The 25076-nt window shown below is 61.6% G+C and carries 24 protein-coding genes; 15 read left to right on the top strand and 9 right to left on the bottom strand.

The annotated features are described in order from the left end of the window. The first annotated feature begins 1 nt into the window (after nt 1). The 9 genes from murD to lpxC all read left to right on the top strand — a co-directional run bounded on the left by murD (nt 2) and on the right by lpxC (nt 10416). Nucleotides 2-1321 (top strand): UDP-N-acetylmuramoyl-L-alanine--D-glutamate ligase, encoded by a 1320-nt coding sequence (gene murD / locus ACMGF7_RS04265; RefSeq protein ID WP_033651671.1) that lies wholly within the window; start codon nt 2-4, stop codon nt 1319-1321. Further along, nucleotides 1318-2520: a cell division protein FtsW gene (gene ftsW, locus ACMGF7_RS04260; protein ID WP_004932776.1), complete on the top strand. Its 1203-nt coding sequence runs from the start codon at nt 1318-1320 to the stop codon at nt 2518-2520. The genes murD and ftsW overlap by 4 nt, the downstream gene beginning before the upstream one ends. Before the next feature lie 3 nt (nt 2521-2523). After that, nucleotides 2524-3588, top strand: coding sequence for an undecaprenyldiphospho-muramoylpentapeptide beta-N-acetylglucosaminyltransferase (gene murG / locus ACMGF7_RS04255; protein ID WP_004932773.1), 1065 nt, complete (start codon nt 2524-2526; stop codon nt 3586-3588). Nucleotides 3589-3671: 83 nt separating this feature from the next. Further along, on the top strand, nt 3672-5147 hold the full coding sequence (murC, locus tag ACMGF7_RS04250; RefSeq protein ID WP_028127852.1) for a UDP-N-acetylmuramate--L-alanine ligase: 1476 nt from the start codon (nt 3672-3674) through the stop codon (nt 5145-5147). Beyond that, nucleotides 5140-6060: a D-alanine--D-alanine ligase gene (locus ACMGF7_RS04245; RefSeq protein WP_197800203.1), complete on the top strand. Its 921-nt coding sequence runs from the start codon at nt 5140-5142 to the stop codon at nt 6058-6060. The genes murC and ACMGF7_RS04245 overlap by 8 nt, the downstream gene beginning before the upstream one ends. A 1-nt stretch (nt 6061) precedes the next feature. Beyond that, on the top strand, nt 6062-6913 hold the full coding sequence (gene ftsQ, locus ACMGF7_RS04240; protein ID WP_420286363.1) for a cell division protein FtsQ: 852 nt from the start codon (nt 6062-6064) through the stop codon (nt 6911-6913). Beyond that, a complete protein-coding gene (gene ftsA / locus ACMGF7_RS04235) occupies nt 6910-8166 on the top strand; it encodes a cell division protein FtsA (protein WP_004932758.1) in 1257 nt (418 codons plus the stop codon). The genes ftsQ and ftsA overlap by 4 nt, the downstream gene beginning before the upstream one ends. A gap of 74 nt (nt 8167-8240) precedes the next feature. Beyond that, nucleotides 8241-9395, top strand: a complete 1155-nt coding sequence (gene ftsZ / locus ACMGF7_RS04230) for a cell division protein FtsZ (RefSeq protein ID WP_004932757.1) — start codon at nt 8241-8243, stop codon at nt 9393-9395. A gap of 103 nt (nt 9396-9498) precedes the next feature. Next, entirely contained in the window at nt 9499-10416 is a 918-nt protein-coding gene (gene lpxC / locus ACMGF7_RS04225; protein ID WP_004932754.1) for a UDP-3-O-acyl-N-acetylglucosamine deacetylase, read from the top strand. A 104-nt stretch (nt 10417-10520) separates the two neighbouring features. On the opposite strand, the gene ACMGF7_RS04220 is transcribed toward lpxC, so the two are convergent. After that, entirely contained in the window at nt 10521-11036 is a 516-nt protein-coding gene (locus ACMGF7_RS04220; RefSeq protein ID WP_004932751.1) for a DUF721 domain-containing protein, read from the bottom strand. Nucleotides 11037-11062: 26 nt separating this feature from the next. Here ACMGF7_RS04220 and secM point away from each other — a divergent pair, with 26 nt between their 5' ends. From secM to mutT, 3 genes are all read left to right on the top strand, one after another. Continuing rightward, the gene (gene secM, locus ACMGF7_RS04215) at nt 11063-11593 is read left to right on the top strand and encodes a secA translation cis-regulator SecM (RefSeq protein WP_420286362.1); all 531 of its coding nucleotides are present in this window, start codon (nt 11063-11065) and stop codon (nt 11591-11593) included. A gap of 82 nt (nt 11594-11675) precedes the next feature. Continuing rightward, a complete protein-coding gene (gene secA, locus ACMGF7_RS04210) occupies nt 11676-14384 on the top strand; it encodes a preprotein translocase subunit SecA (protein ID WP_049242045.1) in 2709 nt (902 codons plus the stop codon). Nucleotides 14385-14464: 80 nt separating this feature from the next. Continuing rightward, entirely contained in the window at nt 14465-14869 is a 405-nt protein-coding gene (gene mutT, locus ACMGF7_RS04205) for an 8-oxo-dGTP diphosphatase MutT (protein ID WP_033631788.1), read from the top strand. A gap of 39 nt (nt 14870-14908) precedes the next feature. Here the strand turns inward: mutT and yacG are convergent, their stop codons facing one another. The 3 genes from yacG to coaE are packed head-to-tail and all read right to left on the bottom strand — an operon-like array spanning nt 14909 to nt 16524. Continuing rightward, the gene (gene yacG / locus ACMGF7_RS04200; protein ID WP_004932737.1) at nt 14909-15100 is read right to left on the bottom strand and encodes a DNA gyrase inhibitor YacG; all 192 of its coding nucleotides are present in this window, start codon (nt 15098-15100) and stop codon (nt 14909-14911) included. A gap of 51 nt (nt 15101-15151) precedes the next feature. Next, nucleotides 15152-15904 carry a cell division protein ZapD gene (gene zapD / locus ACMGF7_RS04195; RefSeq protein WP_420286361.1) on the bottom strand — a complete coding sequence of 251 codons (753 nt, stop codon included), beginning with the start codon at nt 15902-15904 and terminating at the stop codon, nt 15152-15154. 5 nt (nt 15905-15909) lie between these two features. Further along, nucleotides 15910-16524, bottom strand: a complete 615-nt coding sequence (gene coaE / locus ACMGF7_RS04190) for a dephospho-CoA kinase (protein WP_004932729.1) — start codon at nt 16522-16524, stop codon at nt 15910-15912. Nucleotides 16525-16886: 362 nt separating this feature from the next. On the opposite strand from coaE, the gene ACMGF7_RS04185 reads away from it, so the two are divergent. Further along, nucleotides 16887-17930: a GMP reductase gene (locus ACMGF7_RS04185; protein ID WP_004932727.1), complete on the top strand. Its 1044-nt coding sequence runs from the start codon at nt 16887-16889 to the stop codon at nt 17928-17930. Between the two features lie 52 nt (nt 17931-17982). Here ACMGF7_RS04185 and hofC read toward each other — a convergent pair whose 3' ends face one another. The 4 genes from hofC to nadC form a co-directional block, all read right to left on the bottom strand. Then, on the bottom strand, nt 17983-19182 hold the full coding sequence (hofC, locus tag ACMGF7_RS04180) for a protein transport protein HofC (protein ID WP_420286360.1): 1200 nt from the start codon (nt 19180-19182) through the stop codon (nt 17983-17985). Then, nucleotides 19179-20621, bottom strand: a complete 1443-nt coding sequence (gene gspE / locus ACMGF7_RS04175) for a type II secretion system protein GspE (RefSeq protein WP_273874895.1) — start codon at nt 20619-20621, stop codon at nt 19179-19181. The genes hofC and gspE overlap by 4 nt, the downstream gene beginning before the upstream one ends. 5 nt (nt 20622-20626) lie before the next feature. Beyond that, nucleotides 20627-21064, bottom strand: coding sequence for a prepilin peptidase-dependent pilin (ppdD, locus tag ACMGF7_RS04170; RefSeq protein WP_049242050.1), 438 nt, complete (start codon nt 21062-21064; stop codon nt 20627-20629). 189 nt (nt 21065-21253) lie between these two features. Continuing rightward, entirely contained in the window at nt 21254-22144 is an 891-nt protein-coding gene (gene nadC, locus ACMGF7_RS04165; RefSeq protein ID WP_004932717.1) for a carboxylating nicotinate-nucleotide diphosphorylase, read from the bottom strand. An 84-nt stretch (nt 22145-22228) separates the two neighbouring features. On the opposite strand from nadC, the gene ampD reads away from it, so the two are divergent. Both ampD and ampE read left to right on the top strand, forming a co-directional pair. Continuing rightward, nucleotides 22229-22825 carry a 1,6-anhydro-N-acetylmuramyl-L-alanine amidase AmpD gene (gene ampD / locus ACMGF7_RS04160; RefSeq protein ID WP_049242053.1) on the top strand — a complete coding sequence of 199 codons (597 nt, stop codon included), beginning with the start codon at nt 22229-22231 and terminating at the stop codon, nt 22823-22825. Continuing rightward, nucleotides 22825-23679 (top strand): beta-lactamase regulator AmpE, encoded by an 855-nt coding sequence (gene ampE / locus ACMGF7_RS04155; RefSeq protein WP_004932714.1) that lies wholly within the window; start codon nt 22825-22827, stop codon nt 23677-23679. Before ampD ends, ampE begins: the two co-directional genes overlap by 1 nt. A gap of 60 nt (nt 23680-23739) precedes the next feature. On the opposite strand, the gene hemL is transcribed toward ampE, so the two are convergent. Further along, nucleotides 23740-25029 carry a glutamate-1-semialdehyde 2,1-aminomutase gene (gene hemL, locus ACMGF7_RS04150; protein ID WP_049242056.1) on the bottom strand — a complete coding sequence of 430 codons (1290 nt, stop codon included), beginning with the start codon at nt 25027-25029 and terminating at the stop codon, nt 23740-23742. Nucleotides 25030-25076: the final 47 nt, after the last annotated feature.

Genomic DNA, 25076 nt, shown 5'->3' with positions numbered 1-25076 from the left:
CATGGCAGACTATCAGGGTAGAAAAGTCGTCATCATCGGGTTGGGCCTCACCGGCCTGTCCTGTGTCGATTTCTTCATGGCGCGCGGCGTAACGCCGCGCGTGATGGATACCCGTATCGCGCCGCCAGGGTTGGACAAACTGCCTGAAAGCGTGGAGCGCCATTTGGGCGATTTGAATCAGGACTGGCTGCTGGCGGCGGATCTGATCGTCGCCAGTCCGGGCGTCGCGTTGGCGACCCCGGCATTGAGCGCCGCAGCGGACGCCGGCGTGGAAATCGTCGGCGACGTCGAACTGTTCTGCCGCGAGGCGCAGGCGCCGATCGTGGCGATCACCGGCTCCAACGGCAAGAGCACCGTCACCACCCTGGTGGGCGAAATGGCGAAAGCCGCCGGTTGGGCGGTAGGCGTGGGCGGCAATATCGGCCTGCCGGCGCTGAGCCTGTTGCGTCAGGAATGTCAGCTGTACGTGCTGGAACTGTCCAGCTTCCAGCTTGAAACGACGCATAGCCTGCGAGCGGCGGCGGCGACCATCCTGAACGTGACCGAAGATCATATGGATCGTTATCCATTTGGCCTGCAGCAGTATCGCGGCGCCAAGCTGCGCGTGTATGAAAACGCCGCGGTGTGCGTGGTGAACGCGGACGATGCGCTGACCATGCCGGTGCGCGGCGCCGACGAGCGCTGCGTCAGCTTCGGGGCGGACGTGGGCGACTATCACCTGAACCGTCAGCAGGGCGAAACCTGGCTGCGGGTGCGCGGTGAGAAGGTGCTGAATACGCGCGAGATGAAGCTGACCGGCCGCCACAATTACACCAACGCCCTGGCGGCGCTGGCGTTGGCGGATGCGGTCAATATCCCGCGTGCCTCCAGCCTGAAGGCGCTGACCACCTTTACCGGCCTGGCGCACCGTTTCCAGCTGGCCTGGGAGAACAACGGCGTGCGTTGGATCAACGATTCCAAAGCCACCAACGTCGGCAGCACCGAAGCGGCGCTGAACGGCCTGCAGGTGGACGGCACGCTGCATCTGCTGCTGGGCGGCGACGGCAAATCCGCCGATTTCTCACCGCTGGCGCGCTATCTGCAGGGCGACAACGTGCGTCTGTATTGCTTTGGCCGCGACGGCGCCCAGCTGGCGCAGCTGCGGCCGGAAGTGGCGACGCTGACCGAGACCATGGAGCAGGCGATGCGCACCATCGCCGGCCGCGTACAGCCCGGCGATATGGTGCTGTTGTCGCCGGCCTGCGCCAGTCTCGATCAGTTCCGTAATTTTGAAGTGCGCGGCGATGAGTTCGCCCGCCTGGCGCAGGAGCTTGGCGGATGAAACTACGCTTGCCGAACTTCGGGCTGACAGAACGGATGAAAGACTGGGTGACCGGCGCGCGTGACAACGACGCGGTCAACATGGTGCTGTACGACCGCACCCTGCTGTGGCTGACCTTCGGGTTGGCGATCATCGGCTTCGTGATGGTGACTTCGGCGTCGATGCCGATCGGCCAACGCCTGGCGGACGATCCGTTCCTGTTCGCCAAACGCGATGCGCTGTACCTCGGCCTGGCGTTCGGCTTGTCTCTGGTGACGCTGCGCATCCCGATGGAAGTTTGGCAGCGCTACAGCAACGTGATGCTGCTGATGTCGATCGTGATGCTGCTGATCGTCCTGGTGGTGGGGAGCTCGGTGAACGGGGCCTCGCGCTGGATCGCGCTCGGCCCGCTGCGTATTCAGCCGGCGGAGCTGTCCAAGCTGTCGCTGTTCTGCTATCTGGCGAGCTATCTGGTGCGCAAGGTGGAAGAGGTGCGCAGCAACTTCTGGGGCTTCTGCAAGCCGATGGGCGTGATGGTGGTGCTGGCGGTGCTGCTGCTGGCGCAACCGGATCTCGGCACCGTGGTGGTGCTGTTCATCACCACGCTGGCGATGCTGTTCCTGGCCGGCGCGAAAATGTGGCAGTTCCTGGCGATCATCGGCTCCGGCGTGTTCGCCGTGGTGCTGCTGATTATCGCGGAACCGTACCGTATGCGCCGCGTGACCTCGTTCTGGAACCCGTGGGCCGACCCGTTCGGCAGCGGCTACCAGCTGACCCAGTCGCTGATGGCATTCGGCCGCGGTGAGTTCTGGGGGCAGGGGCTCGGCAACTCGGTGCAGAAACTGGAGTATTTGCCGGAAGCGCACACCGACTTCATCTTCTCCATTTTGGGTGAAGAACTGGGCTATATCGGTGTGGTTTTAGCCCTGTTAATGGTATTCTTCGTCGCTTTTCGCGCGATGTCCATCGGGCGCCGCGCGCTGGAGATCGACCAACGCTTCTCCGGCTTCCTGGCCTGCGCGATCGGCGTGTGGTTCAGCTTCCAGGCGCTGGTTAACGTCGGCGCCGCCGCAGGCATGCTGCCGACCAAAGGTCTGACGCTGCCGCTGATCAGTTACGGCGGCTCGAGCTTGCTGATTATGTCGACGGCGATCGTGCTGTTGCTGCGAATTGATTATGAAACGCGCCTGACCAAGGCTCAGGCGTTTGTGAAGAGGTAAGGGATGAGCGGGAAACCTAAGCGTTTAATGGTGATGGCAGGCGGTACCGGCGGGCACGTGTTCCCGGGGCTGGCGGTCGCGCATCATCTGATGGCGCAGGGCTGGCAGGTGCGCTGGCTCGGAACCGCAGACCGAATGGAAGCCGATCTGGTGCCGAAGCACGGGATCGAGATTGATTTTATCCGCATCTCCGGCCTGCGCGGCAAGGGCCTGAAGGCCCAGCTGACCGCGCCATTGCGCATCTGGCAGGCGGTGCGGCAGGCGAAAGCCATCATGCGCAGTTATCAGCCGGATGTGGTGCTGGGGATGGGGGGTTACGTTTCCGGCCCCGGCGGCCTGGCGGCCTGGCAGTGCGGCATCCCGGTGGTGCTGCACGAGCAGAACGGCATCGCCGGTTTGACCAACCGCTGGCTGGCGCGCATCGCCGCCAAAGTGATGCAGGCCTTCCCCGGCGCGTTCCCGAACGCCGAGGTGGTGGGCAACCCGGTGCGTACCGACGTGTTGGCGCTGCCACTGCCGGCGGAGCGGTTGCAAGGGCGCGAAGGCCCGATCCGCGTGTTGGTGATTGGCGGAAGTCAGGGCGCGCGCGTGCTGAATCAGACAGTTCCTGAAGTCGCGGCGCGTTTGGGCGATAGAATTACGCTCTGGCATCAGGTGGGCAAGGGCGCGCTGGAAACGGTGCTGCGCGACTACGAGAGGGTAGGGCAGACGCAGCACAAGGTGACCGAGTTCATCGACGACATGGCCGCCGCCTACGCCTGGGCCGACGTGGTGGTCTGCCGCTCCGGCGCGTTGACCGTCAGCGAAATCGCGGCGGCGGGGCTGCCGGCGATCTTCGTGCCGTTCATGCACAAGGACCGTCAGCAGTACTGGAATGCGCGTCCGCTGGAAGAAGCCGGCGCGGCGAAGATTATCGAACAGCCGCAGTTTAACGCCGATGTGGTGGCCGAACTGCTGGCGAGCTGGGATCGCAAGACGCTGCTGGCCATGGCCGAGAAAGCGCGCGCGGTCGCCATTCCGGACGCCACCGAGCGCGTGGCGGCGGAGCTGGTGCGGCTCGCCAAGTAACGAGTGCAGGGGTTCGGTGCGCCGAACCTGAATAAAGCAATGTGATGTAGGGCCGGGATACCGGGTCCGGATTAGAGAGAGTGATGAATACACAACAACTGGCGAAACTACGTACTATCGTGCCCGAGATGCGTCGCGTCCGGCACATTCACTTTGTCGGCATCGGTGGCGCCGGCATGGGTGGTATCGCCGAAGTGTTGGCAAACGAAGGGTATCAGATCAGCGGCTCCGACCTGGCGCCGAATCCGGTGACCCAACAGTTGAGCGCGCTCGGAGCGACGATTTATTTCAATCACCGCCCGGAAAACGTGCTGGATGCGAGCGTGGTGGTGGTCTCTACCGCCATCTCCGCCGACAACCCGGAGATCGTCGCCGCTCGTGAAGCGCGCATCCCGGTGATCCGCCGCGCTGAAATGCTGGCGGAGCTGATGCGTTTTCGTCACGGCATCGCTATTGCCGGCACGCACGGCAAAACCACCACCACGGCGATGGTCTCGAGCATTTATGCCGAAGCCCGCCTGGACCCGACCTTCGTCAACGGCGGGCTGGTGAAGGCGGCGGGCACCCACGCACGACTGGGATCCAGCCGTTATCTGATCGCGGAAGCGGATGAGAGCGATGCGTCGTTCCTGCATCTGCAGCCGATGGTGGCCGTGGTCACCAACATTGAAGCCGACCACATGGACACCTACCAGGGCGACTTTGAGAACCTGAAACAGACGTTTATCAATTTCTTGCACAACCTGCCGTTCTACGGCCGTGCGGTGATGTGCATCGACGATCCGGTAGTGCGCGAGCTGCTGCCGCGCGTGGGGCGCCATATCACCACCTACGGCTTCAGTGAAGATGCCGACGTGCGCATCGAAGACTACCGGCAGATTGGGCCGCAGGGGCACTTTACCCTGAGCCGCCAGGACAAGCCGTTGCTGACGGTAACGCTGAACGCGCCGGGCCGCCACAATGCGTTGAACGCAGCGGCGGCGGTGGCGGTAGCGACCGAAGAAGGCATCGACGACGAAGATATCCTGCGCGCGCTGGCGGGCTTCCAGGGCACCGGGCGCCGCTTCGATTTCCTCGGCGAGTTCCCGCTGGAACCGGTCAACGGCAAAGCGGGCAGCGCGATGCTGGTGGACGATTACGGCCACCATCCGACCGAGGTGGACGCCACGCTGAAAGCGGCGCGCGCCGGCTGGCCGGACAAGCGTTTGGTGATGATCTTCCAGCCGCACCGTTATACGCGCACCCGCGATCTGTACGACGATTTCGCCAACGTGCTGTCGCAGGTGGATGTGCTGCTGATGCTCGACGTGTACGCCGCCGGCGAAGCGCCGATCCCGGGCGCGGACAGCCGTTCGCTGTGCCGCACCATCCGCAGCCGCGGCAAGCTGGATCCGATCCTGGTTTCCGATGCCGATAGCGTGCCGGAAACCCTGGCGCAGCTGCTGCAGGATGAAGACTTGGTGCTGGTGCAGGGCGCCGGCAACGTGGGCAAAATCGCCCGTAAACTGGCCGAGCTGAAGCTGCAGCCGCCGAAGAAAGAGGAGGAGCACCATGGCTGATAAAGTTGCAGTTCTGCTGGGCGGCACCTCCGCCGAACGCGAAGTTTCCCTGCAGTCCGGCGCCGCGGTGCTGGCCGGGTTGCGCGAAGCCGGTATCGATGCGCACGGCGTCGACACCCGCGATTTCCCGGTGACCCAGTTGAAAGAGCAGGGATTCACCAAAGTATTTATCGCGCTGCACGGGCGCGGCGGCGAGGACGGCACCCTGCAAGGGCTGCTGGAGTTCCTCGAACTGCCTTATACCGGCAGTGGCGTGATGGCCTCGGCGCTGACCATGGACAAATGGCGCACCAAGATGGTGTGGCAGTCGATGGGCTTGCCGGTAGCGCCTTACGTGGCGCTGAATCGCCAGCTGTACCTCGGCGCCGAAAAAGCGGCGCTGCTGGCGCGCGTGGCGGATCTCGGTTTGCCGCTGATCGTCAAGCCGAGCCGTGAAGGCTCCAGCGTCGGTATGAGCAAGGTCACCGAAAGCGCGGCGTTGGCAGCGGCGCTGGAAGAAGCCTTCCGCCATGACGACGATGTGCTGGTGGAGAAGTGGTTGAGCGGCCCGGAATACACCGTGGCGATGCTGGGCGACCAGGTTCTGCCGTCAATCCGCATCCAGCCGGCCGGCGTGTTTTACGACTACCAGGCCAAGTACATTTCGGACAACACGCAGTACTTCTGCCCGAGCGGTTTGAGCGCCGAGCAGGAAGCCGAGATGGCGGCGTTGGCGCTGCGCGCCTACCGCGGTCTGGACTGCAGCGGCTGGGGCCGCGTCGACGTGATGCAAGACAGCGATGGCCGCTTCTATCTGCTTGAGGTGAACACCTCTCCGGGCATGACTAGTCATAGCCTGGTGCCGATGGCGGCGCGCCAGTTTGGATTAAGCTTCTCGCAGTTGGTGGCGAGAATTTTGGAGTTGGCCGACTGATATGTCGCAAGCTGCCCTGAATGCGCGCGATCGCGAGGTGGATAACGGCCCGCGCCGCAGCAATGGAACCCAGTTGGCGGGAATGATTTTCCTGCTGATGGTGTTGGGAACGGTCGTGTGGAGCGGTTGGGCGGTGCTTGGCTGGATGAAAGACGCCAGCCGCCTGCCGCTCTCAAGGCTGGTGGTGACCGGCGAACGCCATTACACCACCAACGATGATATTCGTCAGGCGATCCTGGCGCTGGGCGCACCCGGCACCTTTATGACGCAGGATGTGGACGTCATCCAGCAGCAGATCGAACGTCTGCCGTGGATCAAGCAGGCCAGCGTGCGCAAACAATGGCCGGATGAGCTGAAGATCCATCTGGTGGAGTACGTCCCGGTGGCGCGCTGGAACGATTTGCACATGGTGGACGCCGAGGGCAAAGCGTTCAGCGTACCGGCGGAGCGGGCGGGCAAGCAGAAGTTGCCGCTGCTCTACGGGCCGGAAGGGAGCGAGCAGGATGTGCTGGAAGGCTATCGGGCGATGAGCGCCACGTTGGCGGCCAGCAAATATACGCTGAAAATGGCGGCGATGACCGCGCGCCATTCCTGGCAGCTGGCGCTGGACAACGATGTCCGGCTTGAGCTGGGGCGCGATGACCGCAACGGGCGTTTGCAGCGGTTTATCGAGCTTTACCCGGTATTGCAGCAGCAGGGCCAGGCGGAGAGCAAGCGTGTCAGCTATGTCGATCTGCGCTACGAGTCCGGCGCTTCGGTAGGGTGGGTTCCGGTGTTGGTCGATCCGCAGGCGCTTGGCGGTCAGCAAAACAGTAATCAGCAACAGAATCAGGCACAGGCAAAACAACAATGATCAAGTCGACGGACAGAAAACTGGTAGTTGGACTGGAGATCGGTACTGCAAAAGTCTCCGCGTTGGTAGGGGAAGTTCTGCCCGATGGCATGGTCAACATTATCGGGGTGGGCAGCTGCCCGTCTCGCGGTATGGATAAGGGTGGCGTAAACGACCTGGAATCGGTGGTGAAGTGCGTACAGCGCGCCATCGATCAGGCCGAGCTGATGGCGGACTGCCAGATCTCTTCGGTGTACCTGGCGCTGTCGGGCAAACACATCAGCTGTCAGAACGAAATCGGCATGGTGCCGATCTCGGAAGAGGAAGTGACGCAGGACGACGTGGAGAATGTGGTGCACACCGCCAAATCGGTGCGCGTGCGCGACGAACACCGTATCCTGCACGTGATCCCTCAGGAATATGCCATCGATTATCAGGAAGGCATCAAAAACCCGGTTGGGCTGTCCGGCGTGCGCATGCAGGCCAAGGTGCATCTGATTACCTGCCATAACGATATGGCGAAGAACATCGTCAAGGCCGTGGAACGTTGCGGCCTGAAAGTTGACCAACTTATTTTCGCCGGTCTGGCCGCGAGCTACGCGGTGCTGACCGAAGATGAACGCGAACTCGGCGTTTGCGTGGTGGATATCGGCGGCGGCACCATGGATATGGCGGTGTATACCGGCGGTGCGCTGCGCCACACCAAAGTGATCCCTTATGCCGGGAACGTGGTCACCAGCGATATCGCCTACGCCTTCGGCACGCCGCCGACCGACGCGGAAGCGATCAAAGTTCGACACGGTTGTGCGCTTGGGTCGATTGTTAGCAAGGATGAGAATGTAGAGGTGCCTAGCGTCGGGGGACGTCCTCCGCGCAGTCTGCAAAGACAGACGCTGGCTGAAGTCATTGAGCCACGCTACACCGAACTGTTGAATCTGGTTAACGATGAAATTTTGCAATTGCAGGAGCAACTGCGTCAGCAAGGGGTGAAGCATCATCTGGCGGCAGGTATCGTGCTGACCGGTGGCGCCGCCCAGATTGATGGCCTGGCAGCCTGTGCGCAACGGGTGTTCCACACTCAGGTACGCATCGGCCAACCCTTGAACATCACGGGGCTGACGGATTATGCGCAGGAGCCTTACTACTCGACGGCGGTAGGTCTGCTGCACTATGGAAAAGAGTCTCACCTGAGCGGTGAGACAGAAGTAGAAAAACGCGCCTCGGTGGGCAATTGGTTTAAACGCATCAATAGCTGGCTGAGAAAAGAGTTTTAATGTTTCAACAAAGAGATCATGCTGAGTAATCTTTTTATGATCTCGCAGCGACAGGCACAAAACGGAGAGAAACTATGTTTGAACCAATGGAACTAACCAATGACGCGGTGATTAAAGTCATCGGCGTCGGCGGCGGCGGTGGCAACGCCGTTGAACACATGGTGCGCGAGCGCATCGAAGGTGTTGAATTCTTCGCTGTGAACACGGACGCCCAGGCGCTCCGCAAAACGGCGGTTGGCCAAACCATCCAGATTGGTAGCGGTATTACCAAAGGTCTGGGTGCGGGCGCGAACCCTGAGGTGGGTCGCAATTCAGCGGAAGAAGACCGCGAAGCCCTGCGCGCAGCGCTGGACGGCGCAGACATGGTCTTCATCGCAGCCGGCATGGGCGGCGGTACCGGTACCGGTGCGGCGCCAGTGGTGGCTGAAGTGGCTAAAGATTTGGGTATTCTGACCGTGGCCGTGGTGACCAAGCCTTTCAACTTCGAAGGCAAGAAGCGCATGGCATTCGCGGAGCAGGGTATCGCTGAACTGTCCAAACACGTGGACTCGCTGATCACCATCCCGAACGACAAGCTGTTGAAAGTTCTGGGGCGCGGCATCTCTCTGCTGGACGCGTTCGGCGCGGCCAACGACGTGCTGAAAGGCGCGGTGCAGGGTATCGCCGAGCTGATCACCCGTCCGGGCCTGATGAACGTCGACTTCGCCGACGTGCGCACCGTGATGTCCGAAATGGGCTACGCGATGATGGGTTCCGGCGTGGCTTGCGGTGAAGACCGCGCCGAAGAAGCGGCCGAAATGGCGATCTCCAGCCCGCTGCTGGAAGACATCGACCTGTCCGGCGCGCGCGGCGTGCTGGTCAACATTACCGCTGGCTTCGATCTGCGTCTGGATGAGTTCGAAACTGTGGGTAACACCATCCGTGCATTCGCTTCCGACAACGCTACCGTGGTTATCGGTACCTCGCTGGATCCGGAAATGAACGACGAACTGCGCGTTACCGTGGTTGCAACCGGTATCGGTATGGACAAGCGTCCTGAAATCACTCTGGTGACCAATAAGCAGGCCAGCCAGCCAGTGATGGATCACCGTTATCAGCAGCACGGCATGTCGCCTCTGCCGCAGGAAGTGAAACCTGCCGCCAAGGTGGTCAACGACCAAGCTGCGCAGCCGAATAAAGAGCCCGACTATCTTGATATTCCAGCCTTCCTGCGTAAACAGGCAGACTAAGAATATCCTGAGAATTTGGAATCTCCGCTCTTTGTGCTAAACTGTCCCGCCGGCCATGCTGTATGCTTGGCTGGTAGGATGGATAACATTGCGAGATAAAACGATGATCAAACAAAGGACATTAAAACGTATTGTTCAGGCGACTGGCGTCGGTTTGCATACCGGCAAGAAAGTCACGCTGACAATGCGCCCAGCGCCGGCTAATACCGGGGTCATCTATCGTCGCACTGACTTGAATCCACCGGTTGATTTTCCGGCTGATGCAAAATCCGTGCGTGATACCATGCTCTGTACTTGCCTGGTGAATGAGCATGACGTGCGTATTTCGACCGTTGAGCACCTCAACGCCGCGCTGGCTGGGCTGGGCATCGACAATATCGTCATCGAAGTCGACGCCGCTGAAATCCCAATCATGGACGGCAGCGCCAGTCCGTTCGTGTTCTTGCTGCTGGATGCCGGCATCGAAGAACTGAACTCGGCGAAGAAATTCCTGCGTCTGAAAGAGACCGTGCGTGTTGAAGATGGCGACAAGTGGGCCGAGCTGTCCCCGCATAACGGGTTCCGCCTGGACTTCACCATCGACTTCAACCACCCGGCTATTGACGCCAGCTCTCAGCGCTACCGTCTTGATTTCTCGGCTGAGTCGTTCGTGCGTCAAATCAGCCGCGCGCGCACCTTCGGGTTCATGCGCGATATCGAATATCTGCAGTCCCGCGGCTTGGCCCTGGGCGGCAGCTTCGATTGCGCCATCGTGGTAGATGACTACCGCGTGCTGAACGAAGACGGTCTGCGTTTCGAAGACGAGTTCGTACGTCACAAAATGCTGGACGCCATCGGCGACCTGTTCATGTGCGGCCACAACATCATTGGCGCGTTCACCGCGTTCAAGTCTGGGCACGCGCTGAACAACAAACTGCTGCAGGCCGTACTGGCCAAGCAGGAAGCGTGGGAATACGTGACCTTCCAGGACGAAGCCGAAATGCCGTTGGCATTCAAGGCACCGTCTACCGTATTGGCGTAAGGTCTGAATTCCTCGCCTGCTGCGAATAACGGCAGGCGCATCCTCTGAGAGCCTGAGAATTCAGGCTCGTGATGCCGTCTGATGTTTTGCAGTTGTGTCGCTGATTACTTATCACGACTGGTTGTGTTGGTACCCTCTCCGGCCAATGCAGCCAGCCGTTCCAATATCTTGCGCAGTTTCTCCGGGCTACGGCTCGCCAATCCTCTCAGCTCTTCCGCACTTTCCAGACTCAAATGCCGCATCGGCACGGGTTTTTCCGGCGCTTTCTCGGCGTTTTGCACCTGGTTGCTGCCTTTCGCCATCAAGGCCGGATTAATCCTGATGTCGATCGACGACAATGATGGTAGAATTTGCGCTCGTAGTGCAGACAGCAAAGCGGGTTGTTCGTAGCGCAAGCGCATCATCCAACTGGCATTTGCCGTTTCGAGCACTAAAATACCCTGTCGGAAATTCGCGACGCGGCACCAGGGATGCAGGGGAGCGGGCAACAGGCCCTTCACTGCACGGTTAAGCTTGAGCAGCGCCACCGCGCGTTGCTGGACGTTATGCAGCGGCCCTTTGCTGCCGGCAGACGCGTCGTCGAACAGGACATCTAATAATTGTGGACGGCTATCGCGCATAATGGGCTCCGGCGGATTATAAACTCGTGATCGGTATTCTAAATCGTTGGCGACAATTTGGCAGACGTTATTTCTGGCCCCATCTCCTGTTAGGGATGGTTGCGGCCACGCTTGGCGCGTCTTCCAATTTGTCCGGCGCTCACGATCAGGCCGCACTGCCGAATACGTCGTCCAGCCTTAACCGGCAAAATTCGGCCAACGGCACCTTCACCAGCCTGGCCCTGCTGCAGGACGCGCACCGCCGCCCTACCTTCAGCGTAGATTATTGGCAGCAGCATGCACTGCGCACCGTCATTCGTCACCTCTCTTTCGCGTTGGCGCCGCAGGCGGTTTATGCGCGGGTACAGGAGAGCGAAGCCGAAGCGGAACCGCCTTTGCAGGTAGCGCAACTGGCGCTGCTGTCTACCCTCAATGCGCTGCTGACGCATGAGCCGAAGCCGCCGACCATCATTCGCCACACCCACCTTGAGGTGCTGCCAACGCTGGCGCGGCACCAGACCGGCCTGTGGGTGGCTCAGGTGCAAGGCATTCGCGCAGGGCCCGTCGTTCTCGTCTGACTCCGCCCTTAGGGCATCAAAACCATAAATAATAGCAAGTTGACTGCCGCATTCGGCCGTCATGACAGAGATATCAAACATCATGTTAGTGAAATTATTAACCAAAGTTTTTGGCAGCCGTAACGATCGTACCCTGCGCCGCATGCGCAAAGTGGTTGAGCAGATCAACCGCATGGAACCGGACATGGAAAAACTGTCCGATGACGAGCTGAAAGCGAAAACCAACGAGTTCCGCGCACGCCTGGAAAAAGGCGAGTCGCTGGAAAGCCTGATCCCGGAAGCCTTCGCCGTGGTGCGTGAGGCGAGCAAGCGCGTGTTCGGCATGCGTCACTTCGACGTGCAGCTGCTGGGCGGCATGGTGCTGAACGACCGCTGCATCGCCGAGATGCGTACCGGTGAAGGTAAAACCCTGACCGCGACGCTGCCGGCCTACCTGAACGCCCTGAGCGGCCGCGGCGTGCACGTGGTGACCGTCAACGACTATCTGGCGCAGCGTGACGCCGAAAACAACCGCCCGCTGTTCGAGTTCCTCGGCCTGAGCATCGGCATCAACCTGCCGGGCATGCCGGCGCCGGCCAAGCGTGAAGCTTACGCCGCCGACATCACCTACGGCACCAACAACGAATACGGCTTCGACTACCTGCGCGACAACATGGCGTTCAGCCCGGAAGAGCGCGTGCAGCGCAAACTGCACTATGCGCTGGTGGATGAGGTGGACTCCATCCTGATCGATGAAGCGCGTACGCCGCTGATCATCTCCGGCCCGGCCGAAGACAGCTCCGAGATGTACATCAAGGTCAACAAGCTGATCCCTAAACTGATCCGCCAGGAAAAAGAAGACTCCGACACCTTCAAGGGTGAAGGGCACTTCTCGGTGGATGAGAAGGCGCGCCAGGTCCACCTGACCGAACGCGGCCTGATCCTGATCGAAGAGATGCTGGTGGAAGCCGGCATCATGGATGAAGGCGAATCGCTGTACTCGCCGACCAACATCATGCTGATGCACCACGTTACCGCCGCGCTGCGCGCCCACGTGCTGTTCACCCGCGACGTTGACTACATCGTGAAAGACGGCGAAGTGATCATCGTCGATGAGCACACCGGCCGCACCATGCAGGGCCGCCGTTGGTCCGATGGCCTGCACCAGGCGGTGGAAGCCAAAGAAGGCGTGGAGATCCAGAACGAGAACCAGACGCTGGCTTCGATCACCTTCCAGAACTACTTCCGTCTGTACGAGAAGCTGGCCGGGATGACCGGTACCGCCGATACCGAAGCCTTCGAATTCAGCTCGATCTACAAGCTGGACACCATCGTGGTGCCAACCAACCGTCCGATGATCCGTAAGGACATGCCGGATCTGGTGTACATGACCGAGAAAGAGAAGATCGACGCCATCATCGAGGACATCCGCGAGCGTACCGCCAAAGGCCAACCGGTGCTGGTGGGTACCATCTCGATCGAGAAATCCGAAGTGGTGTCCCGTGAGCTGACCAAAGCGGGCATCGACCACAAGGTGCTGAACGCCAAATTCCACGCCATGGAAGCGGACATCGTCGCCCAGGCCGGCCAGAGCGGTGCGGTAACCATCGCCACCAACATGGCGGGTCGTGGTACTGATATCGTGCTGGGCGGCAGCTGGCAGGCCGAAGTGGCGCTGCTGGAAGCGCCGACCGAAGAGCAGATCGAAGCCATCAAAGCCGCCTGGAAAGAGCGCCACGACGCGGTGCTGGCGGCGGGCGGCCTGCATATCATCGGCACCGAGCGCCATGAATCGCGCCGTATCGATAACCAGCTGCGCGGCCGTTCCGGTCGTCAGGGCGACGCCGGTTCATCCCGCTTCTATCTGTCGATGGAAGATGCCCTGATGCGTATCTTCGCCTCGGATCGCGTGTCCGGCATGATGCGTAAACTGGGCATGAAAGAAGGCGAAGCGATTGAGCACCCGTGGGTGACCAAGGCGATCGCCAATGCCCAGCGTAAGGTAGAGAGCCGCAACTTCGACATCCGTAAGCAGCTGCTGGAGTACGATGACGTCGCCAACGATCAGCGCCGCGCCATCTACAGCCAACGCAACGAATTGCTGGACGTGTCCGACGTGAGCGAAACCATCGCCAGCATCCGCGAGGACGTGTTCAAGAGCACCATCGACAACTACATCACGCCGCAGTCGCTGGAAGAAGAGTGGGACATTCAGGGGCTGGAAGAGCGCCTGAAGAACGACTTCGATCTGGAGATGCCGATCGCCCAGTGGCTGGACAAAGAGCCGGAGCTGCACGAAGAGACGCTGCGCGAACGCATTCTGGAGAACGCCAAAGAGCAGTATCAGCGTAAGGAAGAAGTGGTCGGCAGCGAGATGATGCGCAACTTCGAGAAGGGCGTGATGCTGCAGACGCTGGATTCCCTGTGGAAAGAGCATCTGGCGGCGATGGACTACCTGCGCCAGGGTATCCACCTGCGCGGTTACGCGCAGAAGGATCCGAAGCAGGAGTACAAGCGTGAATCCTTCAACATGTTCGCCACTATGCTGGAATCGCTGAAATATGAAGTGATCAGCGTGCTGAGCAAGGTACAGGTGCGGATGCCGGAAGAGGTGGAAGCGCTGGAACAGCAGCGCCGTGAAGAGGCCGAGCGTCTGGCGCAGCAGCAACAGCTGAGCCACCACGACGAGAACGCGCTGGTGACTGAAGATCCGAACGCGCCGGCGACTGCCGAGCGTAAAGTGGGGCGCAACGATCCTTGCCCATGCGGTTCCGGCAAGAAATACAAGCAGTGCCACGGCCGCCTGCAGTAATGCCGGCCGCAGTTAACCGATAACACCCAGGGGTTCAGCTTGCTGAGCCCCTGTTTTTTGGCACCCATCAGGAGGGTGAGATGAAACATCTGAATATCGCCGTGGGCATTATCCGCAATGCTCAACAGGAGATCTTTATTACCCGCCGCGCCGCCGATGCGCACATGGCCGGATTCTGGGAGTTTCCCGGCGGTAAGATCGAACAGGGTGAAACGCCGGAACAGGCGTTGAGCCGCGAGCTGCGGGAAGAGACCGGTATCGAAGCCGAACGCGCCGAACTGCTGGAGGTGGTGGAGCACCGCTTCAGCGATCGCATCGTGACGCTGAATTTTTATCTGGTAGAAGCCTGGGCGGGTGAGCCGTTCGGCCGTGAGGGGCAACCGATGCGCTGGGTAAAACAGGCGGACCTGCGTGAAGACGAGTTCCCGGAAGCCAACGTCGGCATTATTCAGCTGCTGGTGGCACAGGCGAACGCCGCGCAATAACCAGTTTGGCCTGGCGTCCGCCAGGCCAACAGCGGGCGATCAGCGATCGTCCATTTCGCTCCAGTCTTCGCTTTCCGACAGATCGCTGTTGCTCGGAATGCGCTTCTCTTCATCGGCCCACTCGCCGAGATCGATCAGCTGGCAGCGTTTGCTGCAAAACGGCCGGAATGGACTGACTTCACCCCAAACCACGCCGGTGCCACAGGTTGGGCATTTTACTACGGTCGTCATAACGGTTCCTTACGCCTTCTGACAATACTGAGAAGGCTTTCTTTCATAAGTTCAACAACAGGCCAGTTCGAACGTCAGGCGTTCAGGCACCGCGCCATGTTCGCTGTCCAGCGGCAGGAAACGAATAGCATAACGCGTCTTATGGCCGGAAATCTGCGGATAAAGCTGCGGCGCCAGATGGAGGCGCAGGCGCAGCAGATCCGCCCCTTCGGCGTTGTCCTGGAAAAAACCGTTCAGGCTGATTTGATTGCGGAACGGCCCGGATTGGCGGATCAGATCCAACACCATGATCAGCGCCTGGTTCAGCGGATCCAGCGACTGCAGCCAGGCGGCGACGTCGGCATCGCGATCTTGCTGCGGCGCGTGCATCCACATGTGCAGGGTCGGCAGATCGAAGCTGCAGCAACCGCCAGGAATGTTCAGCCGCTGACGCACCAGGCCGATCAGCCGATCTTCGCGCAGCGCCTGGCCGAGGCGCGGCGCCGCCATCAGCGCCGATGAGCGCGACTTCAGCTGGCCGCGCAGCTGGTCGATCAGCGCCATATCCACGCCCGGCACATCGGCCCAGGCCAACAGTTTCTGCTGCTGGCGCTCCAGCTCTTTGAGCAGTTCGGTGCGCACTTCGCCGCGCTCCAGCACGTCCAGCAAGTCGGAGACGGTGCGAAAGAAGGTGAGGGCGATGGCGGTTTCACTCAGGGCGCGTTGGCCGTGCAGCTGTTGCAGCAGGAATTCGATGCGCAGCCAGGTGCGTATCTTCTCGTTCAGCGGGTGTTCAAAGAGAACGGTTGGGGAAACATCACTCATGCAGTTTAATCCTGTTGGGGCGCTGTTGCCGCCAGTTCAAGGTAGCGACGATGCAGAGCGGCGACCTGTGGCTCTATCCCCTGAGCGGCGCCGCTGTTGTCAATAATGTCATCCGCCACGGCGAGGCGCTGCTGGCGCGTGGCCTGGGCGGCGAGAATGCTCTGCGCTTGCTCACGGCTTACGCCGTCGCGCGCGATGGTGCGAGCCAGCTGGGTTTCGGCGTCGACGTCGATCACCAGCACCCGATCGGCGCGATCCTGCAGGCGGTTTTCCACCAGCAGCGGCACCACCCACAGCGCGTACGGGCTGGTGGCCTGCGCCAGTTGGCGCTGGGTTTCTCGGTGTATCAGCGGGTGCAGCAGCTGGTTCAGCCAGGTTTTGTCATCGGGATGGCTGAAGATGCGCTGACGCAGCGCAGCGCGATCCAACGCACCGTCCGGCAGCAACATTTCATTACCAAATCGTTCGGCGATCGCGGCCAAGGCAGGGGTGCCCGGCTCGACGACCTGACGGGCGATCACGTCGGCATCGACAAGGGTTGCGCCGTGGCGCGCAAAGGCGTTCGCGACGGTCGTCTTGCCGCTGCCTATGCCCCCGGTCAACGCAACAATGTAGGCCATGGTGTTAGGTGCATCCGATGTTCATAAAAAAATAATAGTCGAATCATAAAGCGATCGCGCAGAAGTGCAAGTCGGCAGGCGGCGCTTGCGCATCGGCACCGATTGGGTGGCGAGAAAAAACGCAGCGGCACGGCAAAAATGAGCGGGCAATCACACTGCGATTATGCAGGTAAATTTGTCGGATTGTAGCGTAAATAAAGGCGAATTCGCAGTCTTGTTCGGCGATTATTAGCGCGTATTATAACGTCACTGGAACTGGCATTAATCTCGCCGCCGTCTTTTTGCGCCACTGGAAAGCCGTCGGGTAGAGGTTCGAATATCCTCCTTGCGATCCGTCGCCATTAACCAGGAAATCATAAGTCATGCGTATTGAAGAAGATTTGAAGTTGGGCTTTAAAGACGTGTTGATCCGCCCTAAGCGTTCCACGCTGAAAAGCCGCTCCGAGGTTGAACTGGAACGTCAGTTTACCTTCAAGCATTCAGGTTGCAGCTGGTCCGGCGTGCCGATTATCGCCGCCAACATGGACACGGTGGGCACCTTCCGCATGGCCGAGGCCCTGGCTTCTTTCGACGTTCTCACCGCCGTACACAAACATTACAGCGTCGAGCAATGGGCTGACTTCGTGCAGCGCATGCCGGAATCGGTGCTGCGCCACGTGATGGTGTCCACCGGCACCTCCGAAGCCGACTTCGCCAAAATGCAGCAGATCCTGGCCCTGTCTTCGGCGCTGAAATTCATCTGTATCGACGTGGCCAACGGCTACTCCGAACACTTCGTCGCCTTCCTGCAGAAAGCGCGCGAAGCCTGCCCGAATCACGTCATCTGCGCCGGCAACGTGGTAACCGGCGAGATGGTGGAAGAGTTGATCCTCTCCGGCGCCGACATCGTTAAAGTCGGCATCGGCCCGGGGTCGGTATGCACCACCCGCGTGAAGACCGGCGTGGGCTATCCGCAGCTGTCGGCGGTGATCGAATGCGCCGACGCGGCCCATGGGCTGGGCGGCCAAATCGTCAGCGACGGCGGCTGCTCGGTGCCGGGCGATGTCGCCAAAGCCTTCGGCGGCGGCGCGGACTTCGTGATGCTGGGCGGCATGCTGGCCGGCCACGACGAGTGCGAAGGCACCGTGGTGGAAGAGAACGGCGAGAAGTTCATGCTGTTCTACGGCATGAGCTCTGAGTCGGCGATGAAGCGCCACGTCGGCGGCGTAGCAGAGTATCGCGCGGCCGAAGGCAAAACCGTCAAGCTGCCGCTGCGCGGCGAGGTGGAGTTCACCGTGCGCGATATCCTCGGCGGCTTGCGTTCCGCCTGCACCTACGTCGGCGCCGAGCGCCTGAAAGAGCTGACCAAGCGCACCACCTTTATCCGCGTGGCGGAGCAGGAAAACCGCGTCTTCGGCAGCAAATAAGCCGCAGCTTGCATTCGGGCGCCGCGCACCGCGGCGCCCGCTATCCTCTTCTTTATCCCAGCACGCTGCCCAGTTGAAAGATAGGCAGATACATGGCGATCACCAAAGCGCCGACAATCCCGCCCACTACCAGCATCAACAGCGGCTCCAGCGTTTGCGTCAGCGTATCGGCCAGCTCGTGCGTCTGCCGTTCATACCACTGCGCCAACTTATCCAGCAAGGCGTCCAGCGAACCGGACTCCTCGCCCACCCGCACCAGCTGCCGGCACAGTGGCGGAAACAGCGGTTGCAAACCCAGGGCCTGATGAAACGCTTCGCCTTCGGCGATCTGCCGTTGCACCTGCTCCAGCGCCTGCCGGTACAGCGGATGATCCGCCGCCAGCGCCGCCGCGTTCAAACCTTCCACCAGCGTCAGCCCCGCGCGTTGGGTCATGGTCAGGATACGAAATGTTTGGCTCAGCGCGCCGCCGCTCACCAGCCGGGCAATCAGCGGCAGGCGCAGCAAGGCGGCCTGTTCGCGTTGGCGCCACGGAGGGCGCGGATGCAGCCAGCGGCAGTAGCCGAACAGCAACGCGCCGAGCAGCAGCGCCAAATAGGGGCCTACGGCGATCAGCAGCGCGGACAACCCCAATAATCCTTGGGTAAACCAGGGCAGCTGCGCATCGAACGACTGATAAACCTTGGCAAATTCCGGCAGCACCATCACCAGCATCAGCACGCTGACCAGCAGCGCCACCGCGCAGATGAAGAGGGGATAACGCAGCGCTTTGGTCACCTTGCGGCGCAGCAGCAACTGGGCCTCCTGTTGTTGCGCCAGCTGCAGGCAGCAGCGATCGAGGTTGCCGGTCAGTTCGCCGATGGCGATCAGTTGGCGATAGATCAGTGGAAAAACGCTTGGTTGTGCGGCAAGGCTTTCGGAGAGCGGCTGCCCTTCGCGCACCTGGTCGGCCAGCTGGCGCAGCAGGCAGCGCCAGGCTGCCGAAGGGGGCTCTGCCGCCAGAAGCTGCAGCGTATTGACCAGCGGCAGCCCGGCCTGCAACAGGGTAGCGAGCTGGCGGGTGAAGTGGATTAAGGGTTCTCCGCGCCATTGGCCGGGCGTGACGCGTTTACCGTGCCCGATCCGCCAAGGTTGCAGGCCTTGTTCGATCAGCAGCCGGCTCACCTGCCGTTTTTCCTCGCTCATCAGTTCGCCGCGGCGTAAGGTGCCGTGAGCGTCGAAAGCCTGCCACAGAAACAACCGGCGCGCTTTCATGGCGTGGTTACGCCGGGCTGGACGACGTCGATCACGCGGTACAGTTCTTCCAGCGAGGTCGTGCCTTCGGCGGCCAGCGCCAGACCCGCCTGCAGCAGCGAAAGCTGCCCCTGTTCGCGGGCGATATCCGCCAGCAGACTGGGTGCGGCGTTCGCCAGCAATGCCGCCTGAATTTCCGGCGTAATGGCCAACAGTTCATACACGCCGATGCGCCCATAATAGCCGCCGAAGCAGTGCTCGCAGCCGTCGGCGCGCCAGGCGGTCAGCGGTTCCGGCCAGAGCGCGGTGGGAAAATGCGCCGGCTGGCTTTGCGGGTAGCGGCAGTGGCGACACAGCCTGCGCACCAGCCGCTGGGCGACGACCAGCTTCAGGCAGCCGGCGAGCAGGTAGCCGGGGATACCCATGTGCATCAGCCGCGTCAGGGTTTCAGCCGTGGAGTTGGTATGCAGCGTCGACAGCACCAGGTGGCCGGTTTGCGCGGCCTTGACCGCGATCTCGGCGGTTTCCGCATCGCGGATCTCGCCGATCATGATGACGTCCGGATCCTGGCGCAGCAGGGCACGCAGCACTCGGGTGAAGTTCAGCTCGGTTTTGGCGTTGATCTGGGTCTGATTGACGCCGAACAGCGGGATCTCGACCGGATCCTCGACGCTGCACAGGTTGCTTTGCGCATCATTCAGCTGGCGCAGCCCGCTGTACAGCGTTACCGTCTTGCCGCTGCCGGTCGGGCCGGTCACCAGGATCAAACCTTGCGGGCAGGCCAACGCTGCCGCGTAGCGCGCCAGATCCGTCCGGCTCATGCCCAGTTGATCCAGCGGCAGCTCTTGCTGCTCGCCCTGCTGAACGCGCAGCACCACCTTTTCGCCGTGCAACGTCGGCAGGGTGGCGATGCGCATGGCATAGCGCGCGCTGTCCAGCGTCAGGCTGAGCTGCCCGTCCTGAGGTTGACGGCGCTCGGCGATATCCAGTTGGCCGAGGATCTTCAGCCGGGCGAGGAGGCGCGCAGCCAGCTGCGGCGGCGGTGAGGCAAGGGTTTGCAGCACGCCGTCGATGCGCAGGCGAATGCGAAAATGCTGCCGAAAGGGCTCAAAGTGAATGTCCGAGGCGCGGCGCTGAATGGCCAGGCGCAGCGTCTGGTTGATGAACTGTACCACCGGCGCATCGCCGTCGTCGGGATAGGCGATGTCGGTCGTGTCCTCTTCGGCCGTCAACGGCGCCGGGAGCGGCTCGTGGTGCTGGTTCAGCGCCATCTCCAGCCTGGCCGCCGGCCATTGTTCCAAATGTATGCGCTTGCCGGTGGCGAAACGCAGCGCCGCCAGCAGCCCCTGCGGCGCTTCTTCGCTGAGCGCGACCGTCAGGGTGGTCGGGTCTTCGCTCAGCGCCAGCGCCTGATAGCGCCGGCACAGGGCGTGAACCTCTTCGCTGATTTGCGCGTTCATCGCCATTACTCCGCCGCGTTGTCGAAGCGGAAGACTTCCTGGCACACCTCAACCAGCGTCGCGTTTTCGCTGCTACACAGCCGGGTCCAGCGGGTCAGCCCATCGGCGTTCGACTTGGGGGTTAATGCCACCGCCAGGCCCTGTAGCGTTTGGCTGCCGGTCAGCGTGATCACGCCTTTGACGACTTTCACCCCGCTGACATAGCGCGACGTGCCGCCGGTGGGAATGCCTTTGCTGCCGGCCTCGCAGCCGGCGGGCGCGCCTTCGTCCAGTACGCACAGCTCGACCGCCATTTTATACGGCGCCATGGTTTGCAGCATGTCGGTCATCGCTGCTTTCTGGATGTAGCGCTGGTAGGCGGGAATGCCGATGGCGCTGAGGATGGCGATGATGGCGATCACCACCATCAGTTCTATCAGGGTAAAGCCGCGTTGTGTTTCCATGCGTTGTTTCCTCCATTGGGGTGTGGAAGACAACGGTAGCGGCTTGCTCGGGGGCACGGCGAGGGGCGGTTACGCGTTTCTCGGCGCGCTTCCATCAGTAATGATGTGGTTTGCAGCGGTGAAAAAAACGGTGAGAGGGGGTTCGCAATTTTACGGTAACGCCCCCGGCAGCGGCCGGGGGCGAGGGGATCATTTGAAGCGCATCGACAGATCGAGCGCGGTCACATGCTTGGTCAGCGCGCCGACCGAAATGTAATCCACGCCGGTTTCGGCGAAGGTGCGCAGCGTCTCGCGGGTGACATTGCCGGACACTTCCAGCTGGGCGCGGCCCTGGGTTTGGGCGACCGCCTGACGCATCATCTCTACGCTGAAGTTGTCCAGCATGATGATATCGGCGCCGGCATCCAGCGCCTGCTGCAGTTCATCGAGCGACTCGACTTCCACTTCCACCGGCACGTCGGCGTGCAGCCAGAAGGCTTTTTCCACCGCGTTCTTGATCGAGCCGGAGGCGATAATGTGGTTTTCCTTGATCAGGAAGGCATCGGACAGCCCCAGCCGGTGGTTGCTGCCGCCCCCGCACAGCACGGCGTATTTCAGCGCGGTGCGCAGGCCGGGTAAGGTCTTGCGGGTATCGAGCAGGCGAGTCCGGGTGCCTTCCAGCAGGGCCACATAGCGGCTGACCTCGGTCGCCACGCCGGAAAGCGTCTGCACGAAGTTCAGCGCGGTGCGCTCGCCGGTCAGCATCACCCGCGCCGGGCCGCGCAGCCGGCAGAGCGGTTGGTTCGGCGTCAGACGGTCGCCGTCCGCCACCAGCCACTCCACCTGCACCTGATTGCCCAACTGAATAAAGACTTCGTTCAGCCAGCGGCGACCACAGAACACGCCGGCTTCGCGGGTGATGACGGTGGCTTCGGCCTGTTTGTCTGCCGGTAACAATTGCGCGGTAATATCGCGCCCGGCGTCGACTTCACCCCCCAGGTCTTCGCGCAGCGCCTGGGCGACGGCATAGGGAATATCACTTTCAATTCGTTCAAGAAGCTCGGTGCGGCGACTGTCGGCACTGTAGCGGCGTGTCGGCATGGAAAACTCCGAAATGGACGGTTAGATCGTAGGGGAACATGCTACTCTGTTGCAGGAATAAGTACCACCGCAGAGAGGTGTCTGATGCAGTTGGAAAATGGCTGGATTGTCGGGGCGACGCGAGTGCTCTCGCCGCACTGCGATCGGCGCCCGGATGACGAGCCGCCCTCGCTGCTGGTCATCCACAACATCAGCTTGCCGCCCGGCGAGTTCGGCGGCCCCTATATCGACCAACTGTTCACCGGCACGCTCGACCCTGCGCAGCACCCTTATTTCGCCGATATCCATCAGCTGCGGGTGTCGGCGCATTGCCTGATTCGCCGCGACGGGGCGATAGTGCAGTATGTGCCCTTCGACCAGCGCGCCTGGCACGCGGGCGTTTCCCTGTATCAGGGGCGCGATCGGTGCAACGATTTCTCCATCGGCATCGAGCTGGAAGGGACTGACCAGTTACCCTACACCGAAGCGCAATATCGCACGCTGCAGGCGGTCACCGTGCTGCTGGCCGAACATTATCCGCCGCTGGCGTCCAATATCGCCGGGCATTGCGATATCGCCCCCGGCCGCAAGACCGATCCCGGGCCGGCGTTCGATTGGGATCGCTATCTGGCATCTCTGGAACAACGCGGCGCGCCCGCCGACGCTATGCTTGAGACAAGAAAAAGGGAGAGGAATCGCTAATGACGCTGTTTACGCTGTTGCTGGTTTTGGCCTGGGAGCGCCTGTTCAAGCTGGGAGAACACTGGCAGCTGGATCATCGCCTCGAAGTGGTATTTCAGCGGCTGCATCGGGTTTCGCTGGCGCAGACGCTGGCGATGACCGCCGCCTGGATGGTGATCGTCTGGGGCGTTCTGTGGTTGTCGCACGGGCTGTTCTTCGGCGTGGTGACGCTGCTGCTGTGGATCGTCATCGATCTGCTGTGCGTCGGCGCCGGCATCAAGCGCAAACACTACCGCGCCTACCTGAAAGCGGCGCGACAGGGGGATATCCACGCCAGCGATCAGATGGCGGAAGAGCTGGCGTTGATCCACGGCTTGCCGGTGGACTGCAGCGAAGAGCTGCGCCTGCGCGAGCTGCAAAACGCGCTGCTGTGGATTAACTTCCGTTATTACCTGGCGCCGCTGTTCTGGTTTGTGGTCTTTGGGCCGTACGGGCCGATCGCGCTGGCGGGGTATGCCTTTCTGCGCGCCTATCAAACCTGGCTGGCGCGCCACAATACGCCGCTGGAGCGTTCGCAATCGGGCATCGATCACCTGCTGAACTGGCTGGACTGGATCCCGGTGCGTTTGGCTGGAGTGGCCTACGCGCTGTTTGGCCACGGTGAACGCGCGCTGCCGGCCTGGTTCGCCTCGCTGGGGGATCGGCATTCGTCGTCGTATCAGGTGCTGACGCGGCTGGCGCAATTCTCGCTGGCGCGCGATCCGCATATGGATCCGGTGCAAACGCCGCGGGCGGCGGTGACGCTGGCTCGCAAGGTGACGATGATCATCGTGGTGGTGGTGGCGCTGTTGACCATTTACGGCACGCTGCTTTAAGCAGCTGCGAAAAACAAAACGGGCGCCTCGGCGCCCGTTTTTTTGGCCATTCGGCCGGGATTACAGCTTGGCGAAGCAGCGACGCGCGGCGTCGATGGTGCGTTGAATGTCTTCCTTGCTGTGCGCCACGGACATGAAGCCCGCTTCGAAGGCGGACGGCGCCAGATACACCCCTTCTTCCAGCATCAGGTGGAAGAAGCGCTTGAAGCGTTCCACGTCGCACTGCATCACGTCCTGGTAGCAGGTGACCGCCGGCGCGTCGGTGAAGAACAGGCCGAACATGCCGCCGACGTTGTTGACCACCAGCGGAATATTCTCCTCCTGCGCCGCGTGCAGCAGGCCAGCGGCCAGCATCTCGGTCAGTTCGGTCAGCGTCTGGTGCACGCCGACTTGTGAGACTTCGGTCAAACAAGCGTAGCCCGCCGCCATGGCGATCGGGTTGCCGGACAGGGTGCCGGCCTGGTAGACCGGGCCGGTCGGCGCCAGCGCCTCCATCACCTCGCGACGGCCGCCGAAGGCGCCCACCGGCATGCCGCCGCCGATGATTTTGCCGAGGCAGGTCAGATCAGGCTCGACGCCGTAATAGGATTGCGCGCCGGCCAGCGCGACGCGGAAGCCGGTCATCACTTCGTCGATGATCAAGAGCGCGCCGTACTTGTCGCACAGGGCGCGCAGGCCCGGCAGGAATTCCGGCAGCGGCGGCACGCAGTTCATGTTGCCGGCGACCGGCTCGACGATGATACAGGCGATTTCGGACGGGTACTGTTCGAAGGCGGCGCGCACCGAATCCAGATCGTTATAGGTGCAGGTCAGAGTGTGCTTGGCGAAGTCGGCCGGCACGCCCGGTGAGTTCGGCTGGCCGAGGGTCAGCGCGCCGGAGCCGGCTTTCACCAGCAGGCAGTCGGCGTGGCCGTGATAGCAGCCTTCGAACTTGATGATTTTATCGCGGTTGGTGTAGCCGCGCGCCAGGCGGATGGCGCTCATGGTGGCTTCGGTGCCCGAGTTCACCATGCGCACCATATCCATCGTCGGCACCAGCTCAGTGACCAGCTGCGCCATTTTGACTTCCATCTCGGTCGGCGCGCCGAAGCTCAGGCCGCGCTGCGCCGCTTCGATTACCGCGTCGCGGATCGCCGGGTGGTTATGCCCCAGCACCATCGGCCCCCAGGAACCGACATAGTCGATATAGGCCTTGCCGTCGGCATCGAACAGGTAAGCCCCGTCTGCCCGCTCGATAAACAGCGGCACACCGCCCACGCCGGTGAATGCACGCACCGGAGAGTTTACCCCGCCGGGGATCAACTGTTGCGCCTGGGCGTACAGACTTTCGGACTTGCTGTGTAGGCTCATAAATCGGCTCCTGGATTCTCTTTTGAATGATTTGACCGCGCTATTCT

Origin of the sequence: Serratia sp. BNK-17 (assembly GCF_048684935.1) — a bacterium.
In the GTDB taxonomy this organism is placed as follows: domain Bacteria; phylum Pseudomonadota; class Gammaproteobacteria; order Enterobacterales; family Enterobacteriaceae; genus Serratia; species Serratia nematodiphila.
The sequence above is the reverse complement of the archived record's forward strand: the minus strand, read 5'-3'. Positions and strand labels throughout refer to the sequence as shown.